Here is an 18,004-nt window from a genome sequence, read left to right on the forward strand (position 1 = left end):
CACGGCATTGCCACGTAACAACACATAAAAAAAGCGCCCGCGGCCAGCAGGCCGGGGCGCTTTTCTTGCAAATCCGACTAGATTACTTCAGGCCAGCAGCGTCGCGCAGCAGGGCGACCTTGTCCGTGCGTTCCCACGTGAATTCCGGCTCTTCGCGGCCAAAGTGGCCGTAAGCGGCGCTCTTCTGGTAGATCGGGCGCAGCAGGTCGAGCATTTGCACGATGCCTTTTGGACGCAAATCAAAGTGCGCCAGCACCAGCTTGGCGATTTCCGCATCGGGAATCACGCCCGTGCCTTCCGTGTAGACGGTGATGTTGATCGGCTTGGCCACGCCGATGGCGTAGCTGACCTGCACCTGGCATTGGCGCGCCAGGCCGGCCGCGACGATGTTTTTCGCCACGTAGCGGGCAGCATAGGCTGCCGAACGGTCGACTTTCGAAGGATCCTTGCCCGAGAACGCGCCGCCGCCGTGCGGGGCTGCGCCGCCGTAGGTGTCGACGATGATCTTGCGGCCGGTCAAACCGCAATCACCTTGCGGACCGCCGATGACGAAACGGCCCGTCGGGTTGACGAGGAATTTGGTCTCCGTCAGCCATTCGCGCGGCAGGATCGGCTTGATGATCTCTTCGATGACGGCTTCTTCGATCTGCTTGTGCGAAATTTCCGGCGCATGCTGGGTCGACAGCACGACCGTGTGCACGCCGACCGGACGACCATCGACGTAGCGCAGGGTCACTTGCGATTTCGCGTCCGGACGCAGCCATGGCAAACGGCCATCCTTGCGCAGCTGCGACTGGCGCTCGACCAGGCGATGCGCGTAGTGGATGGCGGCAGGCATCAGCTCGGCCGTTTCATCGCAGGCGTAGCCGAACATCAGGCCCTGATCGCCAGCGCCTTGATCCAAGTCAATCCCCGCACCTTCATCGACGCCTTGCGCGATGTCCGGCGATTGCTTGTCGTAGGCCACCAGCACAGCGCAACCCTTGTAGTCGATGCCGTATTCCGTGTTGTCGTAACCGATGCGTTTGATGGTTTCGCGCGCAACTTGAATATAATCCACATTGGCGTGGGTGGTAATCTCGCCAGCCAGCACCACCAGACCCGTGTTGCACAGGGTTTCGGCAGCCACGCGGGCGGCTGGATCCTGGGTCAGGATGGCGTCAAGGATGGCGTCGGAAATTTGATCGGCAACCTTGTCGGGATGGCCTTCCGAAACGGATTCGGAAGTGAAGAGATAGTCGTTTGACATTGCAAGCTCCTGTTTACTATGTGAATGTTCTGTCGCAGTAAAGAGGATTTTGCCTGCGACGCTTTAGCGAGATTTATATTCCGCATCGCAAGTTGTCTATTAACTCAGCGGTTACTGCATACGTGGTATTTTACGCTTCTTAAAAAATTTTGGCACGGCAACACGCCATTCCTGGAAACCGCTTATACATGTTAGTCCCAATTTTCCGCTTCCTGTCCATCTTTCCCCTGCCCGTCCTGCATGCCCTGGGCACTGCGCTTGGCTGGGTGATTTACGCCATTTCCCCGTCCTACCGCCGCCGCATGCGCGAGAACATGCAAGGTGCGGGGTTTTCGCAACACTTGCACGCGGCCGTGGCTGAAGCGGGCAAGAGCGTGCTGGAATTGCCCTTCATCTGGTGCGCCCCGGCCGAGCGCGTGGCGCGCCATGCGACGGTGGAAAACTGGGAACTGGTGGAAAAGGCGCTGCAGCACGGCCGCGGCATCGTCTTCCTGACGCCGCACCTGGGCTGCTTTGAAATCGTCGCCCAGCAGATCGCCTTGCGCACGCCGCTCACCGTGATGTATCGCCCGCCCAAGCGCTCCGCCTTGAAACCGCTGATCGAAGGGGCCCGCGCGCGCGAAAACCTGATGCTGGCGCCGGCCAATATGTCGGGCGTGCGCATCTTTGCCAAATGCCTGAAAAAAGGCCAGCCGATCGGCCTGCTGCCCGACCAGGTGCCGCAGGAAGGCGAAGGCGTGTGGGCCGATTTCTTCGGCCGCCCCGCCTACACCATGACCCTGCCGGCCAAGCTGGCGCAGATGGGCGGCGCCGAAGTCATCATCACCTACGCGGAACGCCTGCCGGGCGGGCGCGGCTATGTCGTGCATTTCGTGCCCTTCACCGAGTCCCTCGACAGCACCTCGGCCGAGCAGGCGCGCACCATCAATGCAGCCATGGAACAATTGATCGCGCGCAGCCCGGCGCAATACCTGTGGAGCTACAACCGCTATAAAGTGCCGCGCGGCGCGCCGCCGCCCACGCCCGCGACGCCGAATGCCGCCGGGGAGCAGGCATGAGACTGCTGATCGCCTTCATGTGGCTGCTGCACTGGCTGCCCCTGCCCATCCTCGGCCGTTTCGGCGTGGCCGTCGGCAGCCTGCTGTTCATCGCCATGCCCACGCGGCGCAAGATTGCCCTGACGAATCTGCGCCTGTGCATGCCGGAATTGACGGAAGCCCAGCGCGTGGCGCTGGCGCGCCAGCATTTCCAGGCGTATTCGCGCAGCGTATGGGAACGCAGCATCCTGTGGTGGTCGTCGGAAGCGCGCCTGAACCGCCTGATCAAAAAGGTGCCCGCCTTTCCGGGCCAGCAGATCGCGGCCAAGCCGACCATCCTGCTGTGCCCGCACTTTGTCTGCCTCGATGTGGCCGGCGCCGCCACAGCCATGGAAATTTCCGCTTCGTCGATGTATGTGCAGCAAAAGAACGCCGCCTTCGACCAGGCCTTGCGCAACGGCCGTTCGCGCTTCAAGCCGCCCAAGCTGTTTACGCGCCAGGATGGCATCAAGACGATCCTGCGCGCGCTGCGCGACGGCTTGCCCTACTTCATGCTGCCGGACATGGATTTCGGCGAAAAGGATGCGGAATTCGTGCCCTTCTTCGGCGTGCCCGCCGCCACCCTGACGGCCACGGCGCGCCTGGCGCTGGCCGCCAAGGCGCAAGTCATTCCCGTCATCGCCACCTTCCTGCCCAATTACCAGGGCTGGCAAGTGACCTACTATCCAGCGTGGGATGACTATCCGGGCGACGACATCACGGCCGCCACACGCCGCATGAACGCATTCATCGAAGAGCGCGTGCGCGAAGCGCCGGCCGAGTATTTCTGGACGCATAAACGCTTCAAGACGCGTCCGGAAGGCGAAGCGTCGTTCTATAACCAGCACAAGTGATACGGCAGACCATGAAACTCCAATTTACCAAAATGCATGGCGCCGGCAATGACTTCATCGTCATCGACGCCATCCATCAAGATATCGACTTCACGCCAGCCCAGTGGCAGCGCCTGGCCGACCGCCGTTTCGGCATCGGCGCCGACCAGATCCTGGTGGTCGAAAAACCGCGCCTGCCCGGCTGCGATTTCCGCTACCGCATCTATAACAACGATGGCGGCGAAGTCGAGCAGTGCGGCAATGGCGCGCGCGCCTTCGTCAAGTTCGTCAGCGAAAAGGGTTTATCAAGCAAGGACAGCATCCGCGTGGAAACCATGGCCGGCGTCATCGCGCCACGCCTGGAGCCCGATGGCAGCATCACGGTCGACATGGGCGCGCCCGTGCTCGACCCCGCGCTGGTGCCGTTCGATGCAAACGGCCTGGACGGTGTAGCGCAAGGCAATGACACCTTGTGGCCGCTGGACCTGGCGCTGCCGGGCCAAACGTCGCCCGTGCTGGTGTCCGTCGTCTCGATGGGCAATCCGCATGCCGTGCAAGTGGTCGAGGATGTCGATGCGCAAGACCTGGAAGTGACGGGCCCGCGCGTCGAGCACCACCCGCGCTTTCCCCGCAGGGTCAACGCCGGCTACATGCAGATCGTCGACCGCCAGCACGTGAAACTGCGCGTCTTTGAACGGGGTGCGGGCGAAACCCTGGCGTGCGGCACGGGCGCCTGCGCCGCCGCCGTGGCCGGCATCCTGCGCGGCTTGCTCGATTCCCCCGTGCGCATCAGCGCACGCGGCGGCGAACTGTCGATCGCCTGGCAAGGCCCCGGCCATCCCGTCCTGATGACGGGCCCGGCCGTGACCGTGTTCGAGGGCACGATCGAGCTGTAGACGGATGAAAGTGAGCAGTCAAAGTCAGGCCGCCAGGAACTGCTGTTCCTGTGCGACATCGAGTTCGGCCAGGTAGCACTTCAGGCGGTACAGGCGCTGCCGGTAATTGCCTTCCGGCCCCGCGACACCGCAATCGACGCGCTCGAACAGGCGCACCACCTGATCGAGCAGCTGGCGTTCCTGCGCCGTGCGGATCAGCACCAGGCGCCGCTTGCCTCGCCCATGTGTGGCACTGATATCGATCAACAGACAATGCCCCTGGTCGGCCGCGTGGATGTCGAGCAGCAGCGCCTCGGCACGCGACAGATGGAAGCAGCGCGCCAGTTCCAGCCGCGCCGCCAGCAAGGGGTGGCTGTGGCCCAATTGCCGCAAGTGCCCATCGGCCTGCATGGCGGCGCACTGGCCCCAGTCGCCGGCTTCGCCCTGCGGCGCGATCTTCGCCAGCGCCCCTTCCGCTTCGCGGCTGCCTTGCGCCTGCGCCTGCAGCAACCAATACGCGGCCCGCACATCATTGTTGACGCCATCGCGGCGATTGCGCCAGGCATGCATGCCGCACTCGAGCTGGGCCGGGCCATGCCCCAAGTCGGCGGCACGCTCCAGGCAGGAATGGGCTTCGACCACATTGCGCTGGGAAAATTCCGGTTTCGTGTAGATGCGCGACAGCACGAACCAGGCTTCGGCCAGCCCCTGCTCGCCAGCCTGCGTCAGCCAGCGCACGGCACGCTTGAAATTGGCCGCGCCATTGCGCGTGGCCAGCCGCTGGCCATGCGCATCCATGCGCGCATAGCCGAGCCCCAGCTCCAGCTGCGCCGTGCGGTCGCCGCCATGCGCTGCCAGCTCACAACACTGCCAGCCTTCGGCATCGCCGCCAGGCGCCAATGCCTGGGCACAACGCGACAGCAACAGCACCTGCTGCGCGTCGAGGGCGATCGTGCGCGCACCGGCCGCCGCCTGGCGCTGCAGCAGCTCGCGCGCCAGCGGCAAGCCTTGCGACAGAAATCCGGCATGGTTGCCCTGGTGCCATGCCTGCTCCAGCCAGGCATGCAGCGGCGCGTCGCCATCGATGGCTTTCTCGCCAGCCAGGCCGGTGTCCCGCCCGGCAGCGGCAAGCGAGCCTTCTTGCATGGATAACAACCATTGTGCATCGGGCAAACCGGCCCGCACGGCGGCGTCCAGCGCCACGCGCGCCTTGGCGCGCAGGGATTCACAGTGACTGGCGGCATTGCCCAGCACCAGCTGCGCCAGCACCAGGCCCGCCTGCACCAGGCCGGCATCGAACGCCTGCGCGTAATAGGGAATCAGCGCCTTGGCTGCCGGTTGCGCCACTTCGAACGGCACGTGCGTGCCAATCAGCAAGCACGCTTCCGCGCTATCCTCCTGGGCCGCCCGCGCCAGCCAGTGCAAGGCCGTGGGCAGGCTTTGCGGCACGCCCTGTCCAAACAGATACACCCGCCCCAACGCCAGCTGGCAGGCAACATCGCCCGCACGTGCGCCCTTGATCAATCCTAATGTTTCGCGATTTGCCATCGATTCTCGATATTGAGTCAATGATTCTAATAATAGTGAGCCGTCTCCAGGCCCATCAACGCAGGCCTTCCCTTAGTGTACCGTCCTTGTGTCATAAATCCGCCAAAGCCGCCTCAAGAACTTGATTCAACGCAACAATGTCCTGGCGCGGACATGCCAATATGGCAAGGCGCCGCCAGCGTGGCGGTGGGAGAACGCTGTCCATCGGCGCAGGATCGGCAGAAACCGCGCGTTACAAAAATACAACAGGGGCATGCAGTTATGCCGCTTTTCACCAATCTTTTCACGCATATTTGACCAATCCCGCACGTCTTGCGCGCCGACGAATTAAGGTTCATTCATCGAAACGCGACAGTTAGCGCATTTCAATCTGCTCGGATCTCGGACGGAACTCACTTTTAATAGGGAATAAGACATGAAAAAATCACTCGTTGCCCTCGCACTCTTCGGCGCCTTTGCCGCAACCGCACAAGCGCAGTCGTCCGTCCAAATCTACGGCACGATCGATGCAGGCCTGGGCAAAGCGACTGGTTCGACCACCGCCGTCACCAAGCGCGACAACAACAAGCTGGGTTTCAAGGGCACGGAAGATCTGGGCAATGGCTTGAAAGCCATTTTCCAACTGGAAATTCGCTATGAATCCGACACTGGCACCGTAGAAAACACGTCGGGCGCCAATTCGCGTCCGCTGTTCCAGGGTCAAAGCCGCGTCGGCCTGCAAGGCGACTTCGGTACCGTGCGTCTGGGCCGTGGCCTGACCGCCTTCCAGGAAACGAGTACCGGTTTCGAACCATGGTCGGGCATGCCTACGCCAGCCGGTTTCCAGACCGACCTGACCGTTGCCGGCTACACCAGCGATCCGCTGAGCGCGCCAGGCAACTCGCGTAACCGCTTCTCGAATGCCGTGTTCTACAACTCGCCAGTCATCAGCGGCTTCCAGTTCAACGCCACTGTGGCCGCCAAGGAAGCGAACAACAACACCGCCGTTGCAGCCACCGTGCGCAACCTGACGACGAATGCCACCGGCAACTTCGCCCTGCCAGCCAATGCGGTGCCAGCATCGAACCCGTACTCGGTGTCGGCAACGTACAACAACGCCCAGTTCGCCGCCATGGCTGCCTACGAGCGTAACGGCCTGCAAGCCAAGCTGTGGTCGGTCGGTGCATCGTTCAATCCGATCGCGGAATTGAAACTGATGGCAACGTACCAACACCAGGATGACGGCAACTTCAAGATCGTCAACACCGACACCAAATCGTGGGTGCTGGGCGCCAACTATGACGTCGGCCCAGGCAAGATCCGCGCTGGTTACGGTCAAAAAACGCCGGATGGCGTCGCCAAGACCAAGCAAGCATCGCTGGGCTACGACTACAATCTGTCGAAGCGTACCTACCTGTACGCAGATATTTCGAACAAGAAATCGGCCAGCGTCGCCAACTACAACAACACCACCTCGGTCAACTACATCGGCCTGGGCGTACACCACAATTTCTAATGGCCCGCCTGTCACCCTCCGCGGGTGACAGCTGACCAGGAAATACAAAGCGGCATGGGCAACCATGCCGCTTTTTTCATGGGCGTGCGGAAAATGCACGGGCGCCATGCCCTTTGCGCCTATGCCGGCGCACTCTCGGTTAGAATGAAGTGTTCAACTTTCACTGACAGATATTCTCAATGACCGCCACACTCGATTCCAGCACCGTCGCCCAGTACCTGAGCGAGCACCCGAATTTCTTCGAAGAGCATACCGCTCTGCTCGGCGAGGTCAAACTGAGCAGCCCGCTGACGGGACGCACCATCTCGCTGCAGGAGCGGCAGATGGAAGTGATGCGCGACAAATACAAGGCGCTCGAACTGCGCATGTCCAAGCTGAGCCGCGTGGCCGAGGAAAATGGCGACATCGCCAGCAAGTTCCACGGCTGGAACCAGGCCATGCTGCAAGTGCGCAACGATGCGGACATGCCGCGCGTGCTGGTCGACGCCTTGCAAAGCAATTTCGACGTGCCCTACGTCAGCCTGCGCCTGTGGCAAGTGCTGCCGGAACACGCCAACGGCTGGTTCACGGAAGATGTCACGGCCGATGTGCGCATGTTCGCCAACAGCCTGCAAACGCCGTACTGCGGCAGCAACCGCGATTTCGAAGCCGTGCACTGGTTGCAGGCCGATAAGATCGAATCGACCGTCATGATCGCCCTGCGTGCGCCAAACACCACGGGCACCTTCGGCTTGCTGGTGCTCGGCTCGCCCGACAGCGAACGTTTTACGTCCAGCATGGGCACGGACTTCCTCGTGCATATCGGCGCCACGGCCAGCGCCGCCCTGGCCGCGCTGCGTGCCGGCACGCCTGCCTGAGAACGCCATGAATGAGGCGCGCGGCAAGGCCGAGTGGCTCGACGCCTATCTGGCGCAGCTGGCCACGCAGCGCAAGCTGTCGCCGCATACGCTCGACGCCTACGGGCGCGACCTGCGCGCCTTGCTGGAACTGAGCGGCAACACGCCCTGGACGGCCCTGGCGCACAACGAAGTGCGCCGCTACACGGCCAAGCTGCACGCTGGCGGCCTCGACCCGCGTTCCATCGCCCGCAAGCTGTCGTCGTGGCGCGGCTTCTTCAACTGGCTCAGCGGCGAGACCAAGCTCGACGCCAATCCTGTCGACGGCATCCGCGCCCCCAAGCGGGCCAAAACGTTGCCGAAAGCCCTGTCGGTGGATGACGCCGTGCGCCTCGTGGCGCCCGCGCAACACCAGCAAGGCGCCGCCGAGCCGGAACAACTGTGCAACCGCGCCATGTTCGAACTGCTGTATTCGAGCGGCTTGCGCGTGTCCGAACTGACCAGCCTGGACACCCATTACTGCAAGGCCGACGGCGGCCAGCCCGCCTCGCTGGGCTGGCTCGACATGGCCAGCTTCGAAGTCATCGTCACGGGCAAGGGCAGCAAGATGCGCAAGGTGCCCGTCGGCAAGGCGGCCCTCGTGGCCTTGACGGCCTGGCTGGGCGTGCGCCCGCCGGCGGCCGATAGCAGCGCTGCCTTGTTTTTAAGCACCCGCGGCACGCGCATCTCGCCGCGCGTACTGCAGCTGCGCCTGAAGGCGCATGCGCTGGCGACGGACATTCCCGCCAACGTGCACCCGCACGTGCTGCGCCACTCGTTTGCCTCGCACGTGCTGCAATCGTCGGGCGACTTGCGCGCCGTGCAGGAAATGCTGGGCCATTCCAGCATCACCTCGACCCAGGTTTACACGGCCCTCGATTTCCAGCACCTGGCGCACGTGTATGACCAGGCGCACCCGCGCGCCAAGCTCAAGTAGGCAGCCGCTCCCGCTGGACGGCCTGATCCATATCAAGCGGATGGGCGCGCATTTGCAAGCTTTTGCAAAATTCCGGCATAATCGTCCGCATTCTTCCGCTTGCGCGGCGGCACCACCGATTACAAGGCATCTCTCATGGCACTGATTCCAACCACCATCCTCACCGGTTTCCTGGGCGCCGGCAAAACCACCTTGCTCAACCGCATACTGCAGGAAGACCATGGCATGCGCATCGCCGTGATCGAGAACGAGTTTGGCCAGGAAAACATCGATAACGAGATCCTGGTGCAGGACAGCAACGAACACATCATCGAGATGAACAACGGCTGCATCTGCTGCACCGTGCGCGGCGACCTGATCGTGGGCCTGACGGAACTGGCGCGCAAGCGCGACGCCGGCTTGCTGGCATTCGACCGCGTCGTCATCGAAACGACGGGCCTGGCCAATCCCGGTCCCGTGGCGCAAACCTTCTTTGTCGACGAAGAAGTGGGCAGCCACTACATGCTCGACGCTATCCTCACGGTAGTCGATGCCCGCCATGCCATGAAGCAACTCGATGAATACGAGGAAGCTCAGCGGCAAGTGGGCTTTGCCGACAAGCTGCTGCTGTCGAAAACCGACCTCGTCAGTGAAGAGGACGTGGCCGCCCTGACGCGCCGCCTGAAGCGCATCAACCCGCGCGCGCCCATCGCCAAGGTCGATTTCGGCCGCGCGCCGCTGGCCGAAGTACTCGACATCCGCGGTTTCAACCTGAATGAAAAGCTGGAACTGGACCCGGATTTCCTCGCGACGGAAACGGCGCACGTGCATGATCACGACAAGGCGCACGACCATGCACACGGACATGAGCACGAGCATGGTCATAAGCACGAGCACAGCGACGCCTGCGCCACCGATTGCGGCCATGCCGACCACCACCATGCGCAGCACAGCGACGATATCGCCGCCTTTGTTTTCAAGAGCACGCAACCGTTCGACAGCGCCAAGCTCGACGAGTTCCTCGGCGGCCTGGTGCAAGTGTATGGCCCGCGCATGCTGCGCTACAAGGGTGTGCTGCTGATGCAGGGCGCCGAGCGCAAGGTGGTCTTCCAGGGCGTGCACCAGCTGATGGGCAGCGACCTGGGCGCCAAATGGGGCGAAAACGAAGTGCGTGGCAGCAAAATGGTATTTATTGGCAAGAATCTACCAAAAGACATTTTTATTCGCGGACTCGAACAATGTTTGGTATAAACTAGCCGGGTTTTGCAAAGTATCCGTTGCAAAGCAGAAACAAAAGGGAAAGTTAAGCACGCTTTCCCGCTGTCCGACACCCATCTTGCTGGCATAAACCAACAAGTAGCCGTTTCTGATCGGCTAGTCAACAAATCGGGATGGCAATATAAGGCAAAGCGTGCCAAAATCAGCGACGAAAACGGCCCATGTCGTTCGCCTGTCATGAAATGCTGGCAAACTGCCGCTGGCCGCATGCCAGGCATGCAACCGATCCACCCAACACGCCTGTTGACGCGCGCATAGCGCGACTGGCATAGAGCGGTAAAAAGTTATCAACATGGCACCTTAGCCGACCGGTAGTCCTGGCTTTCGCCGGCAAGCCAAGGTCGCACGCAGTACAGCGGGACAGCAATGCCAAGCGGAACCTGTACAGTTGCTCGGTATCGCCGCATCAACTGATCAATTTGAAAACTCTGTCGTATCGAAGGTAAGCGAAGTTATGACCAAAACTAATAAATCGACCCCGGCCGCCAACCAAGACATCCCTCTCATCAGCGAAGACCAAATTCGCGCCATGAGTGAAGATGACTACATGAATCCGGCACAACTGGCATTCTTCAAGGCGCGCCTGCAGCAGCTCGAAAAAGATCTGCTGAAAAACGCCGGCGAAACCACGGAACACTTGCGTGAAACCGTGCTCGTACCGGATCCTGCCGACCGTGCCACCATCGAGGAAGAGCATGCGCTGGAACTGCGCACGCGCGACCGCGAGCGCAAATTGCTGAAGAAAGTGCAGCAATCGATCGCCAGCATCGACGCCGGCGACTATGGCTGGTGCGAAGAAACGGGCGAGCCTATCGGCATCCCGCGCCTGATCGCCCGTCCAACCGCCACCCTGTCGCTGGAAGCCCAGCAACGGCGCGAACTGAAGCAAAAACTCTACGGCGACTGATCGCCCCTCCCTTGCGCGGTCGCCCCGGCGGCCACGCGATGGCGAATAAAAAAGCACGCAGCCTTCGGTTGCGTGCTTTTTTTTCGTCCCGCGCCGACTACACTGAAGCAGGCACTGCCGCTTGCAATTGCCTTTTCCATCCCCACTTTTGGGGCATGGGCGCGCAATCGCATGGCCTTGCACGCATCGACACGAATCTTTTGAGGTCACTATGGAACAATTTCACGGCACCACCATCCTCTGCGTCCGGCGCGGCAAGCAGGTCGCCCTGGGCGGCGACGGCCAGGTAACGCTCGGCAACATCGTCATGAAGGGCACGGCCCGCAAAGTGCGTAAGTTGTATCAGGGCAAGGTCCTGGTCGGCTTTGCCGGCGGCACCGCCGACGCCTTCACCCTGCTCGACCGATTTGAAGGCAAGCTGGAAAAACACCAGGGCAACCTGCTGCGCGCCTCCGTCGAACTGGCCAAGGACTGGCGCACCGACCGCGTGCTGCGCCGCCTGGAAGCGATGCTGCTGGTGGCCGACAGCGAGTCGACCCTGGTCATCACGGGCAATGGCGACGTGCTGGAACCGGAAGACGGCATCGGCGCCATCGGCTCGGGCGGCACCTATGCCCAGTCGGCCGCCAAGGCGCTGCAGGAAAACACGGACTTGTCGCCGGCCGACGTGGTCAGGAAATCGCTGACCATCGCCGCCGAGCTGTGCATTTACACCAACATGTCGCACATCATCGAGACCTTGGACTAAACCTCCAAGCGCGCCTGAGCAAAGAATAGAAAGCCAACCATGATCATGAACATGACCCCGGCGGAAATCGTCACCGAACTCGACAAGCACGTGGTAGGCCAGGCCAAGGCCAAGCGCGCCGTCGCCATCGCCCTGCGCAACCGCTGGCGCCGCCAGCAGGTGGCCGAGCCCCTGCGCCATGAAATCACGCCCAAGAACATCCTCATGATCGGCCCCACGGGCGTCGGCAAGACGGAAATCGCGCGCCGCCTGGCCAAGCTGGCCGAGGCGCCGTTCATCAAGATCGAAGCGACCAAATTCACGGAAGTCGGTTATGTGGGGCGCGACGTCGACACCATCATCCGCGACCTGATCGACATCGGCATCAAGCAGACGCGCGCGCTGGAAATGAAGAAAGTGCGCGCACGCGCCGAAGATGCGGCCGAAGACCGCGTGATCGACATCCTCGTGCCGCCGGCGCGCGACTTCGGCTTCACGCCGAATACGGCGGCGGCCGTGGACAGCGGCAGCGGCGACAGCACGCGCCAGACCTTCCGCAAGCGCTTGCGCCAGGGCGAGCTCGATGACAAGGAAATCGAGATCGAGCTGGCCGAGGCGGGTCCGCAGATGGAAATCATGGCGCCGCCGGGCATGGAAGAAATGACGGAGCAGATCAAGTCCATGTTTTCGGGCGTGGGCGGACAGCGCAAGAAGGCGCGCAAGGTCAAGATCCGCGAAGCGTTGAAACTGCTGCTCGAGGAAGAAGCGGCCAAGCTGCTCAACGAGGATGAACTGAAACAGAAGGCGATCCAGAACGTCGAGCAGAACGGCATCGTCTTTTTGGACGAGATCGACAAGATCGCCTCGCGTTCGGAATCGGGCGGCGCCGACGTCTCGCGCGCCGGCGTGCAGCGCGACCTGCTGCCGCTGGTCGAGGGCACGACCGTCAACACCAAGTACGGCATGATCCGCACGGACCACATCCTGTTCATCGCTTCGGGCGCCTTCCACCTGTCGAAGCCGTCGGACCTGATCCCGGAACTGCAGGGACGCTTCCCCATCCGCGTGGAACTGGAATCGCTGTCGATCTCGGACTTCGAGCGCATTTTGACGAGTACCGACGCCTGCCTGACGATGCAGTACGAAGCCTTGCTGGCGACGGAAAACCTCACATTGCAATTCGCGCCGGAAGGCATCACGCGCCTGGCGGAAATCGCCTATGCGGTGAACGAGCGCACGGAAAACATCGGCGCGCGCCGGCTGCACACGGTAATGGAAAAACTGCTGGAAGAAGTGTCGTTTACGGCCAGCGAAAACAGCAGCAGCACGGAAAACCTGCTGGTGATCGATGCCGCGTATGTCAACGAACGCCTGGAAGCGCTGTCGGTCAACGAGGACCTGTCGCGCTACGTGCTGTAGAAAGGAAGGGGGAAACCGATGGCAAACAAGGCATTGGCGACGCGGCAGAAAATGCAGTTCCGCGTCGAACCCTCGCAAAAACCGCGCAACCCGGTCGCCACTGCCGCCCTGCAGCGCACCGCCGGGGCACACGTGAAAACCGTGTCAGGCCAGCGCCAGCAGGAAAAACGCCTGCTGGCGAAATTGCTGCTGAAGGTTGACGTCAAAGACTGATCTGGAAATGTCCATGGCAAGGCGCATGGACGAAGACAGTATGAGCAATACGGCGAGGCCGTGCAACGCCGCCATAGACATTTCAGGCCGCCCGCGGACACCCCGTTCAGGGGCGTCCGCCATCAGGCCACTCTCTGCCGCAGCAGCATCCCCTTAGAAACGGTAGGACGCGCCCAGCGAAAACATGTCGAGCTTGGTCGTTTGCTTGCTGTTGTACTTGACGGGCACGCGGTCCCAGTCGAGGTGCAGCGACCAATTCTTGTTCAGCGCATACGCCGCGCCGATGCCGTAGGTCAGGCCGATCTTGCTCTTCTTGTCCGAACCGCCGCCCAGATAATCGACCTTGCCCTGCGTGTATGCCGCGCCGGCGCGGCCACTCAATGTAAACGCGTCAAACTGGTAACCGAGCACGCCCTGCATGCCGAGGCCCGTGAACTTGCCGCGGCCAGCGCGCTTGCCCGCCTCCGTGTCGAAGCCGGACTTGACCTCGCCGCCCATGTACCCCACCAGCTCAATCGAAGGCAGGGCCACGCCGCCCTGAAACGGCAGCGCGTCGAAACTGTAACCCAGGTAGGCCTTGCCATTGCGCTTGCTGCTTTTGTCGCAATCGCTTTGTCCGGCGATGCAATCGAGGCCGCTGCTGGCGCGAAAGCCATAGCTGGCGCCCGCATAGAACGGACCCGGTGCCGGTTCAGCTGCGACGGCATGCAGGGGGGCGATGGTGGCCAGCGCCAGCAGCGCTGCGGGGAAACGGAAAGATGGGAACATGGATAACCTCTACAAGTGGATGGATTGCCTGGTTGTAGCGCGCTGCGCGAGCCACAAGCGGGAGTGTCATCGCTTTTGCCGAAAAGTACTATCACCTTGTGCAAAGTGCCGTTAACGGCTACATTCGGTACCGTCATCCGCTACCAAACTTGCATAAAGGAACTATCGTGAGTTCACCTGAACTGGTTTTGCGCGTACTGCGCACCCAACTGCGCGCCGCCGGCATCACGTACAAGGTACTGGCCGAACGCATCGGCATGAGCGAATCGAGCGTCAAGCGCATGTTTGGCCAGCACGACATGTCGCTGTCGCGCCTGGCCCTGATCTGCAAGGCTTCGGGCATCGCCATGGAGGACGTGCTGCGCGGCGCGGCCGACATCACGCCCCATGCCGACACGCTCACGCTGGTGCAGGAAAAGTCGCTGGTGGCGCATCCGCGCTTGCTGCTGGTGGCGATCTGCTGCCTCGGCCACTGGAGCCTGGAGCAGGTGGTGGAAACGTATGCGCTGACGCAGGCCGAATGCATCGGCTGCCTGGCCGAGCTGGACCGGCTGGGCTTGATCGAACTCAAGCCGCTGAACCGCTACAGCCTGCGCGTCTCGAACGCCTTCCACTGGCTGGCCGACGGCCCGGTGCAGCAGTATTTCCGCGAACACGTGGTGGCCGATTATTTCAGCGGGCATTTTGACGGCGCCGGCGAAACCCTGATGTGCATCCCGGCGCGCCTGTCACTGTCGAGCGCGCAGGAGCTGGTGCAAAAGATCCGCCAGCTGGCCGAGGAACTGGCGCGCCTGCACCAGAACGACCGGCGCCTTGCGCCTGCCGAGCGCGACGGTTTTACCCTGCTGCTGGGCTTTCGCTCATGGGAATTTGCCGCCTTCACGGCCCTGCGCCGCAGCACGGCGTCCGCCTCGTCCACCGCGCCAGGCGCCGTTTACCAGACCGGTCCCAGGAACAGATAGAAGGTGCTCTCGCCGCCCTTCGACGCGCCCGATGCCACGTACACGGGACCGAAGCGCGTATCGACGGAGATGAAGGCACTGCTGGCCTGCGTGAACTTGCTGGCTTTCCAGCGCTCGCTCTGATCGAAGCCGCCGCCCATTTCCAGCGAAAAACCGGCCCGCACGACGCCGCCCAGAGTGCTGGGCAGGGAACCGATGCGGCGCGCCATGACGAAGCGCGCGAAGGCGATACTGCGTCCTCTCACCGAGTCAAATTCCGTGCCGGACAAGCGCAGGAAACCACCGAGATTGAGCGGCGCTTCGTCACGCTGCGAGCGCGCCCATTCGCCATACACGTGACCGGCCCAGTTGCCGCGGCCAAAGGCCTTCAACCCCGTGATGGACGATTGGCCCAGAGCCGCCTCGCCCACCCCCGTGGTCGTATCGCGCGCCCAGATGGCCTCAAGCAGGACGCCGCGCGTGGGAAAGCCCGGCGAATCGAGCGTATCGGCGCGGAATCGCACGAACTGCGTGGTGCCCAGCGCGCGCGACTCCGGCTGCGTAGGGTCGGCCGGAATCGCCAGCTTGCCCTTGACTTCCGTACGGGCGACGCCGAACTGCAGATCGCCCCAGGTACCGAACTGGCGCCCCAGCACCAATGCAGCTGTCTGGCCGTTATACGCCAGGCGCGCGCTGCGCCGGCCCTTGTCGAACAAATCCATCGCCGACGAAGTGTATTGCAACTGCGGCGCGATATACCACGGGTTGCCGGCGCCCAGCGGCTGCCAGAACTGCACGCCATAGCCGCGCGTATTACCGATCTGCGCCGTGCTGCGCAACTCGCCACCCCAGCTGTTCAGGTTCGAGCGCGCATGCAGCAGCTTCAGGGCGAAATTATTGCTGTCCCTGAAATCGCTGGCCAGTTCCAGGCCCACGCGCAGGCGGTTGCTGGCCCACGGCGCTTCGACCGCCTTGATGGTGACGGCGCGCTGGTCGCCCGCGTCGACCACGTCCGTCTCCACGCGCGCCACGTCGCCGCGGCCATACAGCTTGGCCGCCGCCGCCAGCACATCTTCCTGGCTGACCGCCTGCCCTTCCACCAGGCCCGATTGCGCCTGCAGGATGCGCGGATTGATATCGCCTTCGCTCTCCACGGCCAGGCGCGTGAGCGGCAGGGCCACGTCCAGCAGGGCCGGCGCGGCAAGGCGCAGCTGCTCGCGCGCCGCATACTGTTCCGGCGGCAGGGCCAGCGGCGCCAGGCGGGCGGCCAAGGCCTGCGCCGCCTGCTCGCCGGCGCGCATGGCGCGCGCATAGTTTTCAAAGTCGAGGAAGCTGACGCCCGTCAAATCGGGCGCCACCAGGATATCCTGCGGCCGCAGCTCCTTGAGCGAACGCTGCACGTTCTGCTCCGTGAGAATCTGCAGCATCTGCTGCGCCACGCCGATGGCGCTGCCCAGGTCTTTTTCCGGTGCCAGCGGCGTGCCCACGTTGACGGCGATGATGATGTCGGCGCCCATGGCGCGCGCCATGTCGACGGGCAGGTTGCGTACCAGGCCCCCATCGACCACCAGCCGGTTGTTCACGCGCACGGGCGCAAACACCCCCGGCACGGCCAGCGAGGCGCGCATCGACAGGAACAGGGGCGTGTCGACCAGCTCGACCAGCTCGCCATTGACCAGGTCCGACGCCACCGAACGGAAGGGCAGCGGCAGCTGGCTGGCGGGGCGGTCGCGCATGCCGGCCGGCAGCAGGCGGTTCAAGGCCATTTCCAGCGCCGCATTGCTGGCCGCCGCCGGCGGCGTGGAAATGCCGTTGCGGCTCACACCGAACTCGATGCGCGACGGCAGCAACAAATCTTCCTCGCGGCGGCGGAATGCCAGTTCGTCGCGCGGCGGCCGGTCGGCCACCACGCGCGCCCAGTTGGTCTCGCGCGCCATCTTTTCCAGATCCGCCACGGAAGCGCCGGCCGCATACGCGCCGCCCACCACGCCGCCCATGCTGGTGCCGACCACCATGTCGATCGGCACATGCAGCTCCTGCAGCACTTTCAATACGCCGATATGCGCCAGGCCGCGCGCGCCGCCGCCCGACAGCACCAGCGCGATGCGCGGGCGCGCCGCCACGGTCGCGGGCACGGCCAGGGTGGCAGCGGGGGCAGAGGTAGTGGCGGCGGCGGCGGGGACGTCGGCGGCGGCAGCCGCCGGCAAGGCGCATAGCGCCGCCACGCAGCCCGCCAGGACGGCACGGATCGAGAACATGAAGACTCCTGTAGCGATGGCGGCATGGCGCCATCGGCAAAATACGATAAGAACAGCGTTAATTCGGCGGCGGCACGCTGCTCACTTGCGGCGCCGGCATCATGGTCGCCGGCCGCTGCTGCTCCATCGGCAGCGGCGGCGGCACCAGGTTCGAGACCGGCGCAGGGGCCGCGGCCGGCGTTGGGGTGGCGGACACTTGCCCCGGCAAGGCCAGCGCCTTGTCATCGGCCACCAGGTCGATGCGCTTGCTCACGCCGCCATCGCGCAGCAGCACGTGGCGCGCATGCACTTCCAGCACCGTCACGCCGGGCACCACCTCGGCGCCCTCCGGCAGGGCCACGGAAGGCTTGCCATCGGTCGAGATGATGGCCACGCTGCCGCGGCCATTGCCGGCGGCGACCACGCCCTTGAGCTGGTAATTGCTGGCCGTGGCCACGCTGACCTGGCCGCCAAACAGCGAAGCGCCCGCCTCCACGCTGGCATCCTGCACCACCGGCACGGCGGGCGGGTTGATGGGACGTTGCGGCGCCTTGAACAGCTGCATGGCCCAATAGGCCAGCGATACGGACAGCGCCACGACGGCGAGCAAACTTGTAACTTGAGGCAAACGCTTCATGGCTTCCTTG

The 18,004-nt window shown here is 63.2% G+C and carries 17 protein-coding genes; 12 read left to right on the plus strand and 5 right to left on the minus strand.

Annotated features, from left to right (window positions below):
* Nucleotides 1-82: 82 nt before the first annotated feature.
* Entirely contained in the window at nt 83-1,249 is a 1,167-nt protein-coding gene (gene metK / locus CSQ92_RS22250) for a methionine adenosyltransferase (protein ID WP_034783537.1), read from the minus strand.
* 188 nt (nt 1,250-1,437) lie between these two features.
* Between metK and CSQ92_RS22255 the strand changes: the two genes are divergently transcribed.
* The 3 genes from CSQ92_RS22255 to dapF are packed head-to-tail and all read left to right on the plus strand — an operon-like array spanning nt 1,438 to nt 4,054.
* Nucleotides 1,438-2,307, plus strand: a complete 870-nt coding sequence (locus CSQ92_RS22255) for a lysophospholipid acyltransferase family protein (RefSeq protein WP_099395428.1) — start codon at nt 1,438-1,440, stop codon at nt 2,305-2,307.
* Complete coding sequence (locus tag CSQ92_RS22260) at nt 2,304-3,179, plus strand: LpxL/LpxP family acyltransferase (RefSeq protein ID WP_034783539.1); 876 nt, start codon at nt 2,304-2,306, stop codon at nt 3,177-3,179. The genes CSQ92_RS22255 and CSQ92_RS22260 overlap by 4 nt, the downstream gene beginning before the upstream one ends.
* A gap of 11 nt (nt 3,180-3,190) precedes the next feature.
* Nucleotides 3,191-4,054: a diaminopimelate epimerase gene (dapF, locus tag CSQ92_RS22265; protein WP_099395429.1), complete on the plus strand. Its 864-nt coding sequence runs from the start codon at nt 3,191-3,193 to the stop codon at nt 4,052-4,054.
* A gap of 24 nt (nt 4,055-4,078) precedes the next feature.
* Here dapF and CSQ92_RS22270 read toward each other — a convergent pair whose 3' ends face one another.
* Nucleotides 4,079-5,581: a tetratricopeptide repeat protein gene (locus CSQ92_RS22270; protein ID WP_099395430.1), complete on the minus strand. Its 1,503-nt coding sequence runs from the start codon at nt 5,579-5,581 to the stop codon at nt 4,079-4,081.
* Nucleotides 5,582-5,996: 415 nt separating this feature from the next.
* On the opposite strand from CSQ92_RS22270, the gene CSQ92_RS22275 reads away from it, so the two are divergent.
* The 8 genes from CSQ92_RS22275 (at nt 5,997) to CSQ92_RS22310 (ending at nt 13,411) form a co-directional block, all read left to right on the plus strand.
* Nucleotides 5,997-7,076, plus strand: a complete 1,080-nt coding sequence (locus CSQ92_RS22275; RefSeq protein ID WP_092609285.1) for a porin — start codon at nt 5,997-5,999, stop codon at nt 7,074-7,076.
* 179 nt (nt 7,077-7,255) lie between these two features.
* Complete coding sequence (locus CSQ92_RS22280; RefSeq protein ID WP_034783545.1) at nt 7,256-7,933, plus strand: DUF484 family protein; 678 nt, start codon at nt 7,256-7,258, stop codon at nt 7,931-7,933.
* A 7-nt stretch (nt 7,934-7,940) separates the two neighbouring features.
* A complete protein-coding gene (locus CSQ92_RS22285; RefSeq protein WP_099395431.1) occupies nt 7,941-8,888 on the plus strand; it encodes a tyrosine recombinase XerC in 948 nt (315 codons plus the stop codon).
* A 135-nt stretch (nt 8,889-9,023) separates the two neighbouring features.
* The gene (locus CSQ92_RS22290; protein WP_099395594.1) at nt 9,024-10,118 is read left to right on the plus strand and encodes a CobW family GTP-binding protein; all 1,095 of its coding nucleotides are present in this window, start codon (nt 9,024-9,026) and stop codon (nt 10,116-10,118) included.
* A 481-nt stretch (nt 10,119-10,599) separates the two neighbouring features.
* Nucleotides 10,600-11,052 (plus strand): RNA polymerase-binding protein DksA, encoded by a 453-nt coding sequence (gene dksA / locus CSQ92_RS22295; protein ID WP_034753066.1) that lies wholly within the window; start codon nt 10,600-10,602, stop codon nt 11,050-11,052.
* Between the two features lie 211 nt (nt 11,053-11,263).
* Entirely contained in the window at nt 11,264-11,800 is a 537-nt protein-coding gene (hslV, locus tag CSQ92_RS22300; RefSeq protein WP_034783551.1) for an ATP-dependent protease subunit HslV, read from the plus strand.
* A 45-nt stretch (nt 11,801-11,845) separates the two neighbouring features.
* Nucleotides 11,846-13,198 carry an ATP-dependent protease ATPase subunit HslU gene (gene hslU, locus CSQ92_RS22305; RefSeq protein ID WP_099395595.1) on the plus strand — a complete coding sequence of 451 codons (1,353 nt, stop codon included), beginning with the start codon at nt 11,846-11,848 and terminating at the stop codon, nt 13,196-13,198.
* An 18-nt stretch (nt 13,199-13,216) separates the two neighbouring features.
* Nucleotides 13,217-13,411, plus strand: coding sequence for a hypothetical protein (locus CSQ92_RS22310; RefSeq protein WP_099395432.1), 195 nt, complete (start codon nt 13,217-13,219; stop codon nt 13,409-13,411).
* Nucleotides 13,412-13,564: 153 nt separating this feature from the next.
* Here the strand turns inward: CSQ92_RS22310 and CSQ92_RS22315 are convergent, their stop codons facing one another.
* Nucleotides 13,565-14,179, minus strand: coding sequence for an outer membrane protein (locus CSQ92_RS22315; RefSeq protein WP_099395433.1), 615 nt, complete (start codon nt 14,177-14,179; stop codon nt 13,565-13,567).
* A gap of 167 nt (nt 14,180-14,346) precedes the next feature.
* Here CSQ92_RS22315 and CSQ92_RS22320 point away from each other — a divergent pair, with 167 nt between their 5' ends.
* On the plus strand, nt 14,347-15,141 hold the full coding sequence (locus CSQ92_RS22320) for a helix-turn-helix domain-containing protein (RefSeq protein ID WP_225317153.1): 795 nt from the start codon (nt 14,347-14,349) through the stop codon (nt 15,139-15,141).
* On the opposite strand, the gene CSQ92_RS22325 is transcribed toward CSQ92_RS22320, so the two are convergent.
* Complete coding sequence (locus CSQ92_RS22325) at nt 15,114-17,378, minus strand: patatin-like phospholipase family protein (RefSeq protein WP_099395434.1); 2,265 nt, start codon at nt 17,376-17,378, stop codon at nt 15,114-15,116. The two genes, CSQ92_RS22320 and CSQ92_RS22325, sit on opposite strands and share 28 nt — an antisense overlap.
* Nucleotides 17,379-17,436: 58 nt before the next feature.
* Nucleotides 17,437-17,994 (minus strand): type II secretion system protein N, encoded by a 558-nt coding sequence (locus tag CSQ92_RS22330; protein WP_052140217.1) that lies wholly within the window; start codon nt 17,992-17,994, stop codon nt 17,437-17,439.
* Nucleotides 17,995-18,004 lie beyond the last annotated feature (10 nt).

Origin of the sequence: Janthinobacterium sp. BJB446 (genome assembly GCF_002735655.1) — a bacterium.
Taxonomy (GTDB): domain Bacteria; phylum Pseudomonadota; class Gammaproteobacteria; order Burkholderiales; family Burkholderiaceae_D; genus Janthinobacterium; species Janthinobacterium lividum.